The sequence below is a fragment of the Paenibacillus sp. J22R56 genome, assembly GCF_056269375.1.
This window is the reverse complement of sequence record NZ_JBWDNV010000006.1, coordinates 116409-132455: the sequence shown is the minus strand read 5'-3', so window position 1 is coordinate 132455 and position 16047 is coordinate 116409. Positions and strand designations below refer to the sequence as shown.

22 protein-coding genes and 1 other annotated feature are annotated in these 16047 nt (G+C 42.5%); of the genes, 21 read left to right on the top strand and 1 reads right to left on the bottom strand.

What is annotated here, in order from left to right; all coding sequences use genetic code 11:
• Positions 1–159 precede the first annotated feature (159 nt).
• The 5 genes from AC0YNT_RS15620 (at position 160) to AC0YNT_RS15600 (ending at position 3323) form a co-directional block, all read left to right on the top strand.
• The gene (locus AC0YNT_RS15620) at positions 160–1146 is read left to right on the top strand and encodes an SLAC1 anion channel family protein (protein WP_475805441.1); all 987 of its coding nucleotides are present in this window, start codon (positions 160–162) and stop codon (positions 1144–1146) included.
• Positions 1147–1242: 96 nt separating this feature from the next.
• Positions 1243–1722 carry a carboxymuconolactone decarboxylase family protein gene (locus tag AC0YNT_RS15615; RefSeq protein ID WP_475805440.1) on the top strand — a complete coding sequence of 160 codons (480 nt, stop codon included), beginning with the start codon at positions 1243–1245 and terminating at the stop codon, positions 1720–1722.
• Between the two features lie 250 nt (positions 1723–1972).
• Positions 1973–2302: a metalloregulator ArsR/SmtB family transcription factor gene (locus AC0YNT_RS15610; RefSeq protein ID WP_167275663.1), complete on the top strand. Its 330-nt coding sequence runs from the start codon at positions 1973–1975 to the stop codon at positions 2300–2302.
• A complete protein-coding gene (locus AC0YNT_RS15605; protein ID WP_167275668.1) occupies positions 2299–2700 on the top strand; it encodes an SRPBCC family protein in 402 nt (133 codons plus the stop codon). The genes AC0YNT_RS15610 and AC0YNT_RS15605 overlap by 4 nt, the downstream gene beginning before the upstream one ends.
• A gap of 29 nt (positions 2701–2729) precedes the next feature.
• On the top strand, positions 2730–3323 hold the full coding sequence (locus AC0YNT_RS15600) for a YdeI/OmpD-associated family protein (protein ID WP_475805439.1): 594 nt from the start codon (positions 2730–2732) through the stop codon (positions 3321–3323).
• 34 nt (positions 3324–3357) lie between these two features.
• On the opposite strand, the gene AC0YNT_RS15595 is transcribed toward AC0YNT_RS15600, so the two are convergent.
• Entirely contained in the window at positions 3358–3729 is a 372-nt protein-coding gene (locus AC0YNT_RS15595) for an iron chaperone (protein WP_475805438.1), read from the bottom strand.
• A gap of 92 nt (positions 3730–3821) precedes the next feature.
• Here AC0YNT_RS15595 and AC0YNT_RS15590 point away from each other — a divergent pair, with 92 nt between their 5' ends.
• From AC0YNT_RS15590 to metG, 16 genes are all read left to right on the top strand, one after another.
• Entirely contained in the window at positions 3822–4442 is a 621-nt protein-coding gene (locus tag AC0YNT_RS15590; protein WP_475805437.1) for a DUF402 domain-containing protein, read from the top strand.
• Positions 4443–4498: 56 nt separating this feature from the next.
• Positions 4499–4753 (top strand): hypothetical protein, encoded by a 255-nt coding sequence (locus tag AC0YNT_RS15585; RefSeq protein WP_475805436.1) that lies wholly within the window; start codon positions 4499–4501, stop codon positions 4751–4753.
• Positions 4746–5171 (top strand): hypothetical protein, encoded by a 426-nt coding sequence (locus AC0YNT_RS15580; protein ID WP_475805435.1) that lies wholly within the window; start codon positions 4746–4748, stop codon positions 5169–5171. The genes AC0YNT_RS15585 and AC0YNT_RS15580 overlap by 8 nt, the downstream gene beginning before the upstream one ends.
• Positions 5172–5245: 74 nt before the next feature.
• Positions 5246–5740, top strand: coding sequence for a DinB family protein (locus AC0YNT_RS15575; RefSeq protein ID WP_475805718.1), 495 nt, complete (start codon positions 5246–5248; stop codon positions 5738–5740).
• 17 nt (positions 5741–5757) lie between these two features.
• Positions 5758–6540 carry an SDR family NAD(P)-dependent oxidoreductase gene (locus AC0YNT_RS15570; protein ID WP_475805434.1) on the top strand — a complete coding sequence of 261 codons (783 nt, stop codon included), beginning with the start codon at positions 5758–5760 and terminating at the stop codon, positions 6538–6540.
• A 158-nt stretch (positions 6541–6698) separates the two neighbouring features.
• Complete coding sequence (locus AC0YNT_RS15565; RefSeq protein ID WP_475805433.1) at positions 6699–7115, top strand: MerR family transcriptional regulator; 417 nt, start codon at positions 6699–6701, stop codon at positions 7113–7115.
• Positions 7112–7645 carry a hypothetical protein gene (locus tag AC0YNT_RS15560; RefSeq protein ID WP_475805432.1) on the top strand — a complete coding sequence of 178 codons (534 nt, stop codon included), beginning with the start codon at positions 7112–7114 and terminating at the stop codon, positions 7643–7645. Before AC0YNT_RS15565 ends, AC0YNT_RS15560 begins: the two co-directional genes overlap by 4 nt.
• 14 nt (positions 7646–7659) lie before the next feature.
• Positions 7660–7848: a hypothetical protein gene (locus AC0YNT_RS15555; RefSeq protein ID WP_475805431.1), complete on the top strand. Its 189-nt coding sequence runs from the start codon at positions 7660–7662 to the stop codon at positions 7846–7848.
• Between the two features lie 144 nt (positions 7849–7992).
• Entirely contained in the window at positions 7993–8820 is an 828-nt protein-coding gene (locus AC0YNT_RS15550) for an EcsC family protein (RefSeq protein ID WP_475805430.1), read from the top strand.
• Between the two features lie 6 nt (positions 8821–8826).
• Complete coding sequence (locus tag AC0YNT_RS15545; protein WP_475805429.1) at positions 8827–9276, top strand: GNAT family N-acetyltransferase; 450 nt, start codon at positions 8827–8829, stop codon at positions 9274–9276.
• A 155-nt stretch (positions 9277–9431) separates the two neighbouring features.
• A complete protein-coding gene (locus AC0YNT_RS15540; protein ID WP_475805428.1) occupies positions 9432–11330 on the top strand; it encodes a glucosidase family protein in 1899 nt (632 codons plus the stop codon).
• Between the two features lie 175 nt (positions 11331–11505).
• Positions 11506–12069, top strand: a complete 564-nt coding sequence (locus AC0YNT_RS15535) for a hypothetical protein (RefSeq protein ID WP_475805427.1) — start codon at positions 11506–11508, stop codon at positions 12067–12069.
• A 92-nt stretch (positions 12070–12161) separates the two neighbouring features.
• On the top strand, positions 12162–12377 hold the full coding sequence (locus AC0YNT_RS15530) for an alpha/beta-type small acid-soluble spore protein (protein WP_475805426.1): 216 nt from the start codon (positions 12162–12164) through the stop codon (positions 12375–12377).
• A 180-nt stretch (positions 12378–12557) separates the two neighbouring features.
• Positions 12558–13487: an aminoglycoside phosphotransferase family protein gene (locus AC0YNT_RS15525; protein WP_475805425.1), complete on the top strand. Its 930-nt coding sequence runs from the start codon at positions 12558–12560 to the stop codon at positions 13485–13487.
• Positions 13488–13550: 63 nt separating this feature from the next.
• The gene (locus tag AC0YNT_RS15520) at positions 13551–13940 is read left to right on the top strand and encodes a GNAT family N-acetyltransferase (protein ID WP_475805717.1); all 390 of its coding nucleotides are present in this window, start codon (positions 13551–13553) and stop codon (positions 13938–13940) included.
• A 67-nt stretch (positions 13941–14007) separates the two neighbouring features.
• Positions 14008–14269: a binding site (T-box leader), on the top strand.
• A gap of 44 nt (positions 14270–14313) precedes the next feature.
• A complete protein-coding gene (gene metG / locus AC0YNT_RS15515) occupies positions 14314–15960 on the top strand; it encodes a methionine--tRNA ligase (protein WP_475805424.1) in 1647 nt (548 codons plus the stop codon).
• The last annotated feature ends 87 nt before the right edge of the window (positions 15961–16047 follow it).

The following is a 16047-nucleotide window of genomic DNA, read 5'->3' as shown; positions in this document are numbered from 1 at the left end:
TTCTCGGACCCTATTCACTGTCCGTATGAAAAATTCCTATCATAGTTTTTATCTATCGTTTTAATAGAAACAATCATATTGATCAATCATTTTGATTTTCATACAATGGCAAAGAGGAGGAAGTCCTCCGCAACAAAGATAGGAGAGAGGTGTCCGTCCATGCAGCAAACTATGGCTATCATAGAGAAACAAAGAAGCCTCGGATCTGTACAATTTTTACCCGTTAATCTATTTGCTTCAGTAATGGGTATCTCAGGTCTTTCATTGGCTTGGAGAGAAGCTAACAAGTTATTTGGCACTTCCACCGTTATTGCCGATATAAGCGGTATTGTTGCCATTGTAATGTTTATCGTGTTAAGTATCGGATATATTTTTAAATGGGCCTTATACCCAGAGAAAGTAAAAAATGAATTTATACACCCGATTTCGGGTAACTTTTTTGGTTCAATTACGGTTGCCATGCTGCTGTTATCCTCAGTAGTTGGTCATTACAACGAAGTATTCGGACAGGTTATTTGGATCATCGGCACGGTATTAACATTAGTACTTAGTTATGTTTTTGTTGCACGTTTATTGAATGGAAACCATGAGCCCGGAAACATCGTTCCGGCTTTGCTGGTTCCCGTAGTAGGGACCCTTGATATTTCTGTTGCTGGCGGGACAATGCCTTTTCCATGGGCTCACGAAATTAATTTGATGTCACTTGCAATAGGTGGAATTATAGCTTTAGTATTCTTCACCTTGATCCTATATCGATTGATTCATCAGGCACCACTGCCAGCCGGATTAGTACCTTCCATGATGATTATGATTGCCCCGTTTGAAGTTGGTTTCCTTGGGCTTACAAACCTCCAGCAGCGAATTGATTCGTTCGGATCGATTTTGTTTTACTTCGGATTGTTCTTATTTATCGTTTTGTTCTTCAAAGTGTTTAAAAAGACCATCCCGTTTAGCGCTTCCTGGTGGGCTGTAAGCTTCCCGATGGCTGCGCTCAGCAATGCCTCATTGAAATACGCACTTTTCGTTGATTCCTGGCTGTTAATCGCTATTTCTGGATTCCTGTTGGCTTTGCTTAGTATCGTGTTGGTCATTCTATTTGTTCGAACACTACAAAATTTATTTAATGGGAGGTTGCTGAGAGGCTGATGAGGCTCGTCAGTTAAAAAACTTTCTGTAATCCATGTCACAAATATAGATCGCTAATTGTCTATATAGTGTCAAACAAAACGGGAGGTAATACGAATGACACAACGTTTAAATTATATGCAGCAATCACCTGAGCTTTTTAAGAAAATGTTGGAATTCAGTCATGCAGAAAAGGATAGTATAATTGAAGAGAAAATTCTTGATCTTGTGCACATCAGAGCTTCGCAAATGAATGGCTGCGGATTCTGTTTGGATATGCATATTAAACAAGCGAAAATCAATGGAGAGAGCGAACTTCGTCTATACCATACTTCGATTTGGAGAGAATCCACCTTGTTTGAACCACGTGAACGAGCTGCGTTGGCTTGGACCGAAATTCTGACCAACCTGCCTGCACATGGAGTGCCAGACGAAGATTATAATCGTGCACGTGAATACTTTAATGAAAAAGAAATTTCCGACCTAACCTTCTCGGTTATGGCGATTAATGCTTGGAACCGAATTAATGTAGCGTTCAAACAAGTACCAGGCTCGGCTGATGCTGCTTTCGGATTGTCGAAAGCAGGCCTTAACTAAATAGCCTTGTGAAGCAAGCTGTCCAAGTGGAGATCCGACTTCTGTCGGTTCTCTTTTTTTTCTTTACAATGAGGACAACGCTTAGTTAAAGGTTCAAAGAGGGTATAATAACATTCGTTATCTTACATACATGTCTAAATGTATTTCGTTAAGTGTTGCTGTTGACATGACACTAAATGGTGTCTTATAATAAAAGTGTCACCAAACGGTGTCCCGTTAGGGGAGATTCACACAATTAGGAGTGGGTGTTGTGAGCGACAACAACCAAGAGCGGGATGTGTTTGACGCAATTGCAGACCCGACAAGACGCCGGCTGATTCAACTGTTAGCTCAGACTGAGGAGTTACCTCTCCATGAATTAACAGCACAATTTCAGATGGGGCGTACAGCTGTATCTAAGCATTTGACCATCCTGAAAGAAGCCGGACTCGTACTTGACCGTAAAGTAGGCAGAGAAACGTTGTTTAGGTTAAACGCTACTCCACTTCGAGAGGTGCAGGATTGGGTAGCTTTCTACAGTAAGTTCTGGAGTATGAATATGCTGCGTTTAAACCAACTAATCGAGGAGGATGAATTATGAGTTTAGAATTAACATTGGATTTTCAGTACAAAACAACGATCGAGAAGCTGTGGTCCGCATTAACCGATTCAAGCAAGCTTGCCAAATGGGTATTGGAAAATGATTTTGAGCCTACTGTTGGACATCACTTTCAATTCCGTGCTCAGCCAAACGAGTGGTGGGATGGCATTATTAATTGCGAAGTATTGGTCGTAGACGAAACAAAACGCGTGTTGTCTTACACAGCAGCAACAGGTGCTGAAAAGCATACCGTTGTCTGGTCGCTGCAGGATTTGGGTGACGGGAAGGTTAACCTTCATCTTGAACAAACGGGCTTCTCCAATGTTCAAGGACTGGAAGGCGCTAGATATGGCGTTACACAATGGTGTGGTCAGCTTGAGAAGCTGCTTGCAGCCTAGCCACCTCACCTGAAAGGGAGTATTCCTTTATGACAAATAAAACCTTGTTCACGAAAGCAGATGCTTTCTTTAGTAAGGCTAAGACTTGGAAAGAAGAATTTGAGAAGCTTAGAGCGATCATTCTTGAGTTTGAGCTGACCGAAGATTATAAGTGGATGCATCCTTGTTATACTTTAAATGATAAAAACATCTTATTAATTCATGGATTTAAAGAATATTGTGCGATTCTGTTTCTCAAAGGGGTTTTGATGAAAGATCCCAATGGCATCCTCATCCAACAGACGGAGAATGTGCAGGCAGGGCGCCAGATTCGGTTCACCAGTGCCAAGCAAATCGAAGAGATGGAAGACATCTTGAAAGCTTATATTCAGGATGCTATTGAAGTTGAGAAAGCCGGACTTGAAATAGAGTATAAAAAGAATGATGAGTATACGATGCCCGAAGAGTTCCAGATTAAATTAGATGAAGTCGACGGCTTAAAAACAGCGTTCGAATCCTTAACTCCCGGTCGTCAAAGAGCATATCTGCTTCATTTCTCACAACCAAAACAATCCAAAACACGAGAATCAAGAGTTGAAAAGTACATGCAGCAAATTCTCGATGGAAAAGGATTAAATGACTAAAAGGGAGCTAAATGGCTCCCTTTTTTTTGAGTTCCTATTTCCGCCAAAAAGTAGTGCAGTCTGCTTTATCTTCCATATTGAAAGCAATCATTTTCTTCAGTAAGGAGTAATCAACCGGACTCTTCCAAGGGATACGAACCAACTGGTTGGTGTGGTCATAGCCAGACTTCACGATTTCATCAGCGAGAAAAATCATTCCTGCCCGTTCAGGTGCAACAGCCAAATGCTGCTTAGATACGCTAAAACCAATGATAAAGGTATCGTGATCGGTAAACATAGGTTGATTCCATGCGATTTTGGGTACTAGAGTTGGAAACGTCTTAGCTACCCAATCAAAAACTTCCTCCGCTCGAGCTCGTTGGTCCGGATTATCCATCTTTCCTAAAAACTCTTCAAATTCTACCAAGTTGTTCCCTCCTGAAAGGACAATGTTTATTTCATGATAACAGGATGTCTTAGGGCAAACAACATGGCTATCAACAGAAAGGCGGGTTATTTATGTCTGAAGAAATCATTGCGTTTCATAATCTCCATTTACCCAATGAGGTTAGAGTGTTTCAGATTCCAAGAGAGAATATTCGTGTGTGGGATGACAATTACATGGTCTACGATGTTAAAATGAAAGATTCCCTAGGCAATGATTTCATTTTCAGACATTATTCTTTTTATGATAAATGGTTCGAAGTTAACATCACTCTTGATGAAAACGGTAAGTTAATAACTGAAGGTGGTCCAATTGATTGGAGCTATAATTGTGACATCTGTACTCCTTGTTTTAGTACCGGAACTGAGTTGTATAATTTGGATTTGGAACTAGACATTCTGGTCAATCAGGACGGCCAAAATTATATTGTCATAGATGAGGATGATTTTGAAAATGTCGTTAATCAAGGGTTTCTCTCAGATGACGAGCGTATTGGTGCAAGAAAAGGGCTCGAGAGTTTAATCGAATTAATTGAATCGGAAAATTTACAACCTTATTTGGAGAGTGTTTGTTCATTTACGGATCTAATCCGTTTATCTGATCCAATACCGCATCAAATCTTACAACTATCTGATGTACCATTATTAGATGCTACCAAGAGACAAAGGCTATACGGTAAAAGAGCTCAGTTATAGCTTTTAATTATAACCAATCCCAAAACGGTGAGATTACCGCTGAGCAGCTTAAGGCAGTGGAAGATGTCGAAATCGTTACGCTTGTACAAAAACAAAAAAAAGTTGGTCTTAAGGCTGTAACTGACGGCGAATTCCGCCGCTCCTGGTGGCATCTGAACTTCTTCTGGGGATTTGATGATGGCGTAGAACGTACCATAATTGATCAAGGCAATCAATTCCAGCAGCTGCCCAATTCCTGTTCGAGCTGGACGAGCAGAAAATCAAGAAAGCACAAAGACAATCTACCCGAACCGGGAAGAACTTGTGTCTGATATTGCGAAAGCGTACAAGACATCTATTCTTGCTCTCTATGAAGCCGGCTGCCGCAGCATCCAAATCGACGATTGTACTTGGGGAGCGCTTTGTGATGAACAATTTAGTGCCTTCATGGAGCAGATAGGTGTGAATGTTACCGAATATGCGAATGAATTTGCGAGATTGAACGAAGAGTTTGTATCGGGTCTTCCAGCTGATCTTGTTGTAACGACGCATGTATGCCGTGGTAATTATGTTTCGACTTATGCAGGAGTAGGCGGAGGTTATGAGCCAATCGCTCAAACCTTACTAAATATCGATAACTATTCCGGCTACTACCTGGAGTTTAATACCGAACGTGCAGGTGATTTCAAACCTCTTCGTTTCCTGAAGGAAAATCAATTTTATATACAACTCAGCTTTTCTATTAACTAGCAGGATAGTTTATTATCCAAGTGGAATATACAGGAAGGAATCACTATAACGTTGTTCGAGAGGAAGAATGGATGATGTTGAAACTTTTCGAGTATAACTGGCAGGTTCGAAACGATTGGTTTGACTGGTGTAGTACGGTGAATGAGGAAGAGCTGCTCAAGAAACGCACCGGCGGCATTGGATACATTCTTCCCACGTTGTATCATATTGTGGCTGTTGAATATGGCTGGATTTGCGGCGGAATACAAGAAAAGGCGATTGAAATCCCGCCATTCGAGCAAGTGGCCAGCTTACAGCATATCATCGATTTTTCCGCGCGTTGCCATGAGGAGCTCGCATCATTTGTCTATGAGTGGAATGACAGCCTGGAAGACAAAATTATGATTGATATCACCGATGAAGGGGAACGGGTACCCCATAAATACGGCGAAGTGATGCGGCATGTAATTGCCCATGAGATCCATCATGTCGGTCAATTGTCTGTCTGGTCCCGAGAAATCGGACTAAAGCCGGTTACGGCAAACTTGATTGGCAGAGGATTATTTGATACGGTAAAAATCCACCTGTAAAGGAGTGTTTGAATAGTATGGAATTAGGGATTAAAGGAAAACGAGCCATCATTACGGGCGGCAGTAAAGGTATCGGCTTCCAGACAGCGATGCTGCTAGCATCCGAAGGAGCCCAAGTAGCTCTTGTTGCTAGGAGTGAGGGACCGCTAAAGGAAGCTGCAGAGAGGATCGCGGCGAAGACTGGTATAGAGCCGTTCATTATCGTGGCTGACGTGTCTGTTGAAGAAGAGGTGTTTAGCGCGGTAGCGGCGATTGCTGAGCGATTTGGCGGTATCGATATCCTGGTGAACAACGCAGGCACTTCGGCAGCAAAGCCGTTTGAAGCAGTAGACGCTGCTGCATGGTCAGCAGATTTGGATTTGAAGCTATTTGGCGCGGTACATTTTACACGTGCAGCATTGCCGTTTTTACGTCAGGAAGGGGGAGGAGCGATAGTTAATGTCACAGCGATTGGCGGGAAGACACCTTCAGGCTCATCGCTGCCAACTTCAGTCAGTCGTGCAGCCGGACTGGCGCTGACCAAAGCAATGAGCAAGGATCTAGCACCTGATGGTATACGCGTGAACGCGGTTTGCATCGGACTGATCCGAAGCGATCAGATCGAGCGAATGTGGCAGGCAACGGCGCCTCACCTGACTTGGGACGAATTCGCAGCCGATCCACGTCACGACATTCCGCTCGGACGAATCGGTCGCACAGAGGAAGCCGCGAAGGTCATCACATTCCTCGTATCAGAAGCTGCTTCTTACGTAACAGGTACATCGGTCAATATTGATGGCGGCAAGGCAGCTGTTCTTTAGTAGAGGTACATATGATTAGGGAGAAAAGATGGTTCTATTATGGAGCCATCTTTTTTTCGTATGCTTTCGGACAACAAGACATTTTATCTTGTTGACGATTATTTTACGTTACAGTAAACTGTACACAATACACTTAACTGTAATAGAGGAGTGATCGCATGAGCGGCTACACTGCAAAACAGATCTCAGAGATTCTTCTACAGGATGACACTCGAATGAATTTGAGAACGGTTAGATACTACACTCAAATTGGAATGGTACCGCCTCTGGAGCTAGTGGGGAATAAGAGGGTGTACACGGAAAAGCACCTTCACTTTTTTCGAGCCATCATAACCTTAACAAGAACGGGAGAAACACTGGCGTCTATACAAGAAAAATTAATGATACTCTCGATAGAAGAAGTAGTGAAGATTGGGCAGCAGATGCATCTGTATAATCCGAATCGGATCTTGGAGAACGAAACTCTTACTATAACGGAAGATGTCGCAATCACAGTAAGTCCCAGAATTTCCGCTGAATTAAAACAAAAAGTCATTGATTCTGTTTCCCAGCTTTTGAGGGAGGATAAGAATTGATGCTTAATCTGCGGATGGCTAAATCAATAATGGAACAAGAAGACGGGATGAACCATTTGTGGATCCAGTTCTTATCCGAGGAATTAGTGACTATAGAAAAAGCAGAAGTTACCATAGAGCTCCCGAGTGGACTGTATCGAGCAGCAAATCTGAATGGCTATCTGGACAATGGAAAATACTGTTTTCTTGTAAATTTGTCGCACGAAACAGATATCCTCTTGGAGCTATACACAAAAACTGCTGTTGACATTGATGAGGCTCGTATCGTTGTTACTTTATGCTTTCAAGATAGAGAAAACCAATGGAGGCAGTTCAGCAAGGATATCTCTCTTCACTTCGTCTCAGAGGAGGAGCTGGAGGAAACTTTAGAACTTGACCTACAGGTGATTGAACGTGTGAAAGAGCTGAGAAACCTTGCTGCAGAAGAGTCTAATTCAGATGAATTCATAATCATTCAACCTAGGACTTACGAACATACAGACAATGAGTACGCTTATCTTGAGAAGAAGTACCGGGTAGATTATTTATGAGGAGGAATTTACAGGTGGCAAATGTGGAGAATGAACAAATTGATTTTTCAGTGGAGTATCAGGACACCAATGGAGTAGTGTTTTATAGAAATGTTAGAGCAGAGGATATTGCGGAAGCGAAGCAGATCATGAAGCAGCTCCACCCTGAAGCTATCATACGGGCTGTTTCACTTGTACCAAATGAGATAATTGGAAATAACTAAATAACACCACGACCATACCGCCACCTATTGGCGGTTTTCTTATTTCCAGCAATAGGGACAAAATGGAGCATTTTATGAAACGTATTGATACCTTTTACAGTATGTAAGGCTAAAGGAAATATTCCAGCGAGGAGTCTAACTATCATGACAAGAACAGAAGACATAAACACTTTAAGATTGGAATTAAGACTTATTGAACAATGGGAAAAGGACCAGAAGGATCTCTTTTTCTGGGAAAAGCTCGGCAGGCTGCCTTTTGCCATTCTTGACCGGCTCACCCCCAAGTTTATTCAGGATAAAATAGGATTGGCGCTGGATGAGCTCGGAAGCTACGTGCAAAGTGGCGGACGTTATCTGATTAGTAAGGAACAGATGTATCGCATATTTTTCCCGAATGAAGATCGTGATTCTGAGATGGATTTAAATCGGATCGGACAGCTGCCGCTCAGCCGAATGGATGAGATGGCCAACAGCATTACGAAATCAAGCAGCAACACGGCGACTGTGCAAGGAGCTACAACGGGAATTGGAGGCATTTTCACTCTTGCCATCGACATTCCACTCCTACTAGGCATTTCAATTAAAGCACTACAGGAGATAGCGATTAGCTACGGGTATGACCCGACAGAAAAATCTGAGCGTATCTTTATTGTGAAATGTCTGCAGTTTTCCTCCTCTGACATCGTTGGCAAGAAGGCCATTCTGGAGGATCTTGCTGCGTTCCACTCCAATGAGCAAAGTGCACAGGTTATGTCCCAGCTCCAAGGCTGGCGCGAGGTCATGCTTACTTACCGGGATAACTTTGGATGGAAAAAGATAGCTCAACTGATCCCGATTGCAGGCATTCTGTTCGGTGCCTATCTGAATCGTTCAACCCTCCAAGATGTCACTGAAACAGGTAGAATGATGTACCGGAAGCGTAGAATTATCGAGAAATTGAATGCTGCCGAGGCAGACGAACAGGGGAGTTGAAGTTTTATGAATGATTTTATAATTACTAAAGTAAATCAAATAGACCCCAATACGTTAATGCAGCTGGTTGAAGAAAGCAGGAGTGAGGGACATCGTAACCTCACTCGGCTAATAACCGAATATGAGGATGGAACAAACAGATTTGATAAGGAGGGGGAAGCACTCTTTATCGCTATAAATAGTAATAAAATCGTAGGAGTATGCGGTTTGAATCAAGATCCATACTCTGATAGGCAAGAAATAGGGCGAGTTCGTAGGCTGTATGTTTCGCCAAATGTACGACGATTTGGAATAGGTCGAATGTTAATGGATTTCGTTATTGCTGATGCAAGAAATCACTATCAAATGCTTGTATTGAAGACGGACAATCCTATTGCTCATTTATTTTATCAGTCCATAGGATTCTCAGTTCTATCTCGTTCTGAAAAGAACAGCCATTATCTTCAGCTCGGTTGAGCTGAAGAATGGCTGAATGTAGACACGATAGATGCTGACCAAATCGAGAAGGAATTCACCTGACTTAATGCGAATGTATATAGGGTTATATGCATTCTTCCTAAATAGTAAAGTGTCAGAAATTCTACTACTCGGTAAAAGGAAGGTGTCACGCAGTGACAGTCTCGAATTTGGAAAGCGCTCTCATTAAGAAAATCAAAGCATCAAGCAAGCAATTGGATGAAAGATCTTGGAGACTAACAATCCAATACGAACAGCCGATCGAGCTCGAGATGGACCAAGGGCCGTCTTTTGTATTGGATCGTAATATGGAATGGTACGTCCTTCCTATGGACGCGGAGCATCGGACGATCACTGGCAGGGAATATGCTTGGGTGCTTCCAGTCGATCCAGATTCCACGGATAGCTCATGGCTGATCAGAACCGATGGGGATATCATTTTGACTCATACTCATGAGACTATAACTGTTCGTGTAGCTGCTGAATCATGTGAACTAATTGCTTATGAAAGCCGACCTCATGCAGATAGCTTCGGAAAGCGGTTCAGTTTGGAATTCGAACACGGAGAGAAGTTGGCTCATACTCTTGCTGCGCTTTACTGGGGAACGATGCTGCCTTCAGTCGTCGAAAGGACGCGCGCATCGGAGTATCCGGATTCGGAAGGTTACGTTCTCAGCACCTTAAAGTCGATGTACGGCGGTACTTATCCAGACGTCGATCATGAATTTCAAATAAAAGGGCGTTTGGCTTGGGGAAACGAACTGGATTACGATGTCATTCGCCGAATGATTGAACTCCAGCTTCGAATGATGAGAGAAGATCCTGAAGGACTTTGGCGTAATCCTTGTGCTGTTCAACCGAGTGGAGCTAGAGAATATCACGTGCGCCGCAGTAGTCTCGACGGTTCGGAGAACGCGATCATGTTTCTAATTACGGGTAACGTAGAAGTGCTCGAAGCTGCATGGCTCTATTGCGCCGCTACGAAAAATATGGATTGGCTGCGTCAACATATCAAAGACCTGGAAGGTGCTGCTTCGTGCATTGAAGATCAGATTGACAGACATGGCAGGCTCTGGTCCGATGTCTACTACGAGGATCAAGTGATTAAGGACGGCCGGGAGACGTTTGCAACGGTACTGGCTGCTCATTCATTCAACTTGCTGGCCGAATTAGAGCGTCGTTTGTGGCGAGATGAGAAAGAGGCACATTACAAGAATATTGCCATTCTACTTGGGAATAGCGTAGCGAAACCTCTGCCGATGGGCTATTGGGATGAAATAAATAATCGATTCGTAGACTGGGTCGATCGGAATGGAGATTCGCACGATCATATCCATTTGCTTGCTAACATCCTTCCCGTTCTATTCGGCCACACTTCGAAGGAACAAGAGGAGAGCATCTTGGCGTTGGTGGATGAACATATCGATCAATTCCAGCGTTTCCCTACATTCTTAGCCGCTCATATCGATCAGTATACGGATTCAGAGATTGGAGACGGCGGGCCATATGATTTGTGCGCGGCCGGCCGCTATTGGTGTTGGGATGCAGCGTTCTGGTCATGGAAAAAGAATGGGAATGTACTGCTTGGACAATTGATGCGAGTGGCGGAGCAAGCGGCAACAGAAGGCTACGTCATGGGTGAGCGTTACGACATGAACTATATCTATTACATGGACGATAAAAATTGGCATGGCGCTGCGCATTATTATGAATATCCTTGTGTGTACTCATGGGTTCTTATCCATGAATTCCTGGGCATTCGTCAGACGTTCGAGGCTGACCTGCTGATCTCTCCGCGATTAATGGACACAGGAAAAGTCGTGCTTGAACAGTCTGGTTTCCAGTTAAGCTATGAATATGAAGAGAACGCCTTCCGCCTGACGAATCTTGGCTCGAAAACTCGATCCTTCGAAGTTGATTTGTCAGCGATTTATCCGCATTACGACACATGGAAGTTGACTTGCGGAGATGTCGAAAAGCTTGTTGAATCCGGTGCCATTGTATCTTTAGAATCCGGGACGGAAGCTATTTGGGAGCCGGTATCAAGAGGGTAATGGATTTCTAGCAGAATTATATTCTCTATTAAAAATAAGCTGCTGATATAACGGCAGCTTATTTTGTTGAACTTCCTCGTATATTTGGATTATAATCACAATAGAACATATGTTCTGAATCACTTTGAAATCTGGCTAATGAGTTTATCAAGACATACAAGAGGGGGCAGGAACATTGAGACTAAGACTTGAGCAAACCGCTAGAAAGAAATACATATTGCTTAAGGATGAGGATGAACTAGAGGCGTTTTTAGTTGAGCGTTCCGGCTTCTTTAACATAGAGATTCCAGGTCTAATGAAACAATCATCCAGTACGTTCAGCGGGAAACGAGATCTATATAAGTTAGAGCATGGAGAAATCTACAATCATAAAGAAGGGTTCTTCATCTTTGGTTATATCGAAACCCGATTAAATCTTGGAGATCGGAATTTTCAAGGGTATGAGGTTGGAAAAGGAAAAGACGGGCATTTCCTCTGTATTTATGAGGGAGAAAAGCAAATTGCCTTAATCGAAAAAGACCGAAAAGTCATCAATAACAAGGATACCTATACGCTCTATGTCCTGGAACCGGAATTTATAAACATCGTAAAGATTTTTGCGATTCATTGGGATTGCGCGAGTTATAGCAGCACAAATGGTGAAATTCCTATTTATTCTAGAAAAGTTGAGTTTGTATTTACAATTAATAAGTTTCTAAAGAGCAAATATGATCCGACTTTTATCTCGCGGTGCAGTTAACTTTATCCTTAAAAGATTTTTGCATATTTTAGTTTATTATGGAGAAATTAATTTCAGCAACACAAATCACTTCACACCAGGAGGGTTTATCAATGGCTAAGAATTCGTTACTTGTACCACAAGCATCCGCAGCATTAGATCGTTTGAAATTCGAAGTGGCTTCTGAACTTGGTATTCAGTTCTCGCAAGATGGTTATAACGGAGATTTAACAACGTATAATGCAGGGAAGATTGGCGGTTCAATTACTCGGCGTTTAGTCGAGATTGCCGAACAAAGCCTGGGTGGAGCTCAGTCTTTTCGTAAATAAACAATAAACATAGATTAATTAACAGGCTGCCGTTCATAACGGCAGCCTGTTTGATTTTCGCATCCTATACCCCAAAGGGATAGTTTAGTTATAACCGTTTTCTTCAAATCAATAATGCTATAATTTTAATAATAATGAGTGAGATGATACCAAATCATTTGGAGAACGGGAGCTGGAACGATGACGGCTTATATGAAACCAAGTTTGGCTATGAGTGAAATTGAGAACGTGTTACAGAAACATCTTGGACCTGGTGCAGCCGAGATTACACCACTGGCAGGCGGGAACTTGAGCAATGTGTTTTCCTTCACCCTTGATGGCAAAGGCTATGTCGTGAAATTCAGTGACCTAGAAGGAGCGTATGAGACAGAACGATTTGTCTCGAATTTGTTGTCTAGCGAAGGCATACCTTTTCCTAAATGTTTGGCACTGGGGAAAATCGACCAATTAGCATACGCAATCATGGAGCGGATGGACGGGCGTAATCTCGCCGAATGCACGGTTGAAGAACAAATCCATCAGTTACCGGAACTTATCAGTATAATGACGAGAATGGCAGAGGTGAATGTTGGGGCAACAAAAGGGTACGGATGGATCGGGCCAGACGGCAACGGAGCCTATGCATCTTGGAAGGACTTTGTAGTTGCTTTTAATGCGGAGGATCAGACGGGAACGTTCTGGGAGAACTGGCATGAACTCTTTCAAACATCTTGTTTGGAAAAAGACGTTTTTCAAGAGATCTATAATCGTTTAACGGCATACATTCCATATAACGAACTGCATAGGAACTTTGTACACGGGGATTTTCACCAATGGAACATTTTATCGGATGGCAAACGTATTACTAGTATCATAGACGGCAATTGCATATACGGTGATTACCTCGTTGACCTCGCCATTCTTGATCGGCATATGCCCTGGAATGAGATAATTAAGGCATATCAAGACCATCAAGAGAAAGCCAATATCGTAATTCCTAACTTCAAGGAGCGCTTAACCGGTGCTTATTATTTCAAGGGACTTGATGGGCTGCGGTTCTACGCGAAAATGGGATGGACCGATGCGTATCAAGTTACAAGAGATTTCTTATTGAACTTAAATGTGAAATGAGGGATTTCAGTGAACTATATAATTACTCCCTATGACCCCAAGTATGCTGAGCAAACCGTGACAATGTGGCGCGCTAGTAAGGAGAAAGCACTTGGGCAGAAAGAAGTCCGTCCTGTTGAAGATCACATTTATTTTATAAATCATATATTGCCCTTGCACTTTCAAGTCGAATTAGTGTTGATGGATGATCAAGTCATTGGAATTATTGCATTTAATAAGAGTGAAATAAGCCAGCTATATATTCATGTAGATTATCAAGGAATAGGTATAGGCGAAACGTTACTTAATAAAGCTAAAGAAAACTCGAATGGCAAATTACGCTTATATACCTTTGAAGTCAATCATAATGCGCAGCGATTTTATGAAAAGCATGGATTTAAAGTGATTGCCAGAGGACATGAAAATGAAGAAAATTTACCTGATATTCATTATGAATGGGTATCTCAGCAATAGAGGAGTTATTTGACCCTTGACTTAGGAAATCATATCCAGTAAAATTCCATTTAATCGAATATTCTGAACAATAGCTATGACGAGAAAGAGTACCATGATAAGGTCTTTTACAGAGAGCCCCGGTTGCTGAAAAGGGGTAAAGAATAATCGTGGGAACATGGTCTCTGAGCTGCGCATCGAACCCACTTTGTGGATGTAGGCTGCGCCGGAACCCGCACCCGTTACTGTGCTAGGGTATAAACGCGATAGCGTCGTACCTGAAGAGGTTAATGCCGTAAAGCATTAATAAAATTGGGTGGTAACACGTGAGCATAGCTCTCGTCCCTTCGGGGATGAGGGCTTTTTTGTTTGTCCAAAAAAAGGAGGCGTAAAAATGGAAAATATTTTTATTGGCGGAGCATGGCCTTACGCTAATGGTTCATTGCATTTGGGACGTTTGGCAAGCTTGCTGCCGGGTGATGTACTGGCACGTTATTTTCGCTCAAAGGGTAGAAACGTCTTGTATGTATCTGGGAGTGATTGTCACGGGACACCAGTCGCTGTTCAGGCGATTAAAGAAGGTGTGAAACCAAGAGATATTGCGGATCGATTTCATCAGGAGTTTACTGAGTGTTTCAAGAAGCTGGGGTTTACTTATGACTTGTACACGCGTACGGATCAGGCATTTCACCATCAAGTCGTTAAAGAACTGTTTCTAAGGCTATTGAACAATGGATATTTGTACAAGAAAGAAATCTTGCAAACCTTTTGTGAAACAGATCAACGATTTTTGCCAGATCGTTACGTTGAAGGTGTTTGTCCGGTTTGTGGAAACCGTGCGAGAGGTGATCAGTGTGACTATTGTTCGACCTTGTTAGATCCAGCCGACCTGTCAGATAAGATTTGCAAGATCTGTGGAAATCCACCTATTGAGCGCCCTACAGAGCATTATTATCTTGAACTCTCTGGGTTCCAAGATGTATTAACCGAATATGTGGACAACGCTACAGGCTGGAAAGAGAATGCGGTACGTCTAACAAGCAGATACCTGAACGAAGGACTTCAAGATCGTGCGGTTACCAGGGATTTGACATGGGGTGTAGATGTTCCCGTTGAAGGGTTTCAAGATAAAAAGATCTATGTATGGATCGAGGCAGTCAGTGGATATTTATCCGCGAGTAAGCAGTGGGCTGCAGAAACAGGAGGCAGCTGGGAACCGTACTGGCTTTCGGGCAAGGATAAGACAACGGCTTACTACGTACATGGTAAAGATAATATCCCTTTCCATACTGTAGTATGGCCAGCACTTCTCTTGGGAGCAGGGGATTTGCATTTGCCTGATCGAATTATTTCCTGTGAGTATATGACATTAGAAGGGAAAAAGTTTTCGACAAGTCATAACTGGGCCGTATGGGTACCGGACATTCTAAGCCGCTATCAGCCAGATTCTATTCGATATTTTCTAATAGCAAATGGTCCTGAGAACCGGGATACTGACTTTTCATGGAGAGAGTTCATCCATAGCCATAATGGGGAATTGCTTGGCGCATTCGGGAACTTTGTTAATCGCACATTGTCCTTCATTGACAAATCATTTGAGGGATTCGTACCAGAGGGGAATCTTAATGAGGAATGGAAGAGAACAATAGAGGAATGGTATCTAAAGACTGGGGCCTTAATAGAAGCAGGTCATCTTAAAGAGGCGATTGAGCTCATTTTCACTTTTGTCCGCGGAGCAAATAAATTCTTTGATGAACAAAAACCATGGGTACAAATCAAAGAGAACAAGACAGCATGTGGGTATACTTTGCATACGTGCGTACAGATTATCGCGAATTTGTCTCAATTATTAAACCCGTTTATTCCTTTCTCCTGTGAAGAAATTAGAAAGTTTCTAACCCTTGACCAACCGGAGTGGAAGTTGATTTCCGTCCCAGCTAACCGTAAAGTTCACAACATAAAGATCCTTTTCGATCGTATAGACATAAGTCGAATTGAAGAAGAAACAAGTTTATTAGAGAAACAGAAGCAGAAAGGATGAAGCTTTAGTACATTGTGTGTTCATGAAACCCTTTTTCTTGCAATACGTAAAGGGTATTCAAACGAACAGGAGGGAAGAGATAATTGT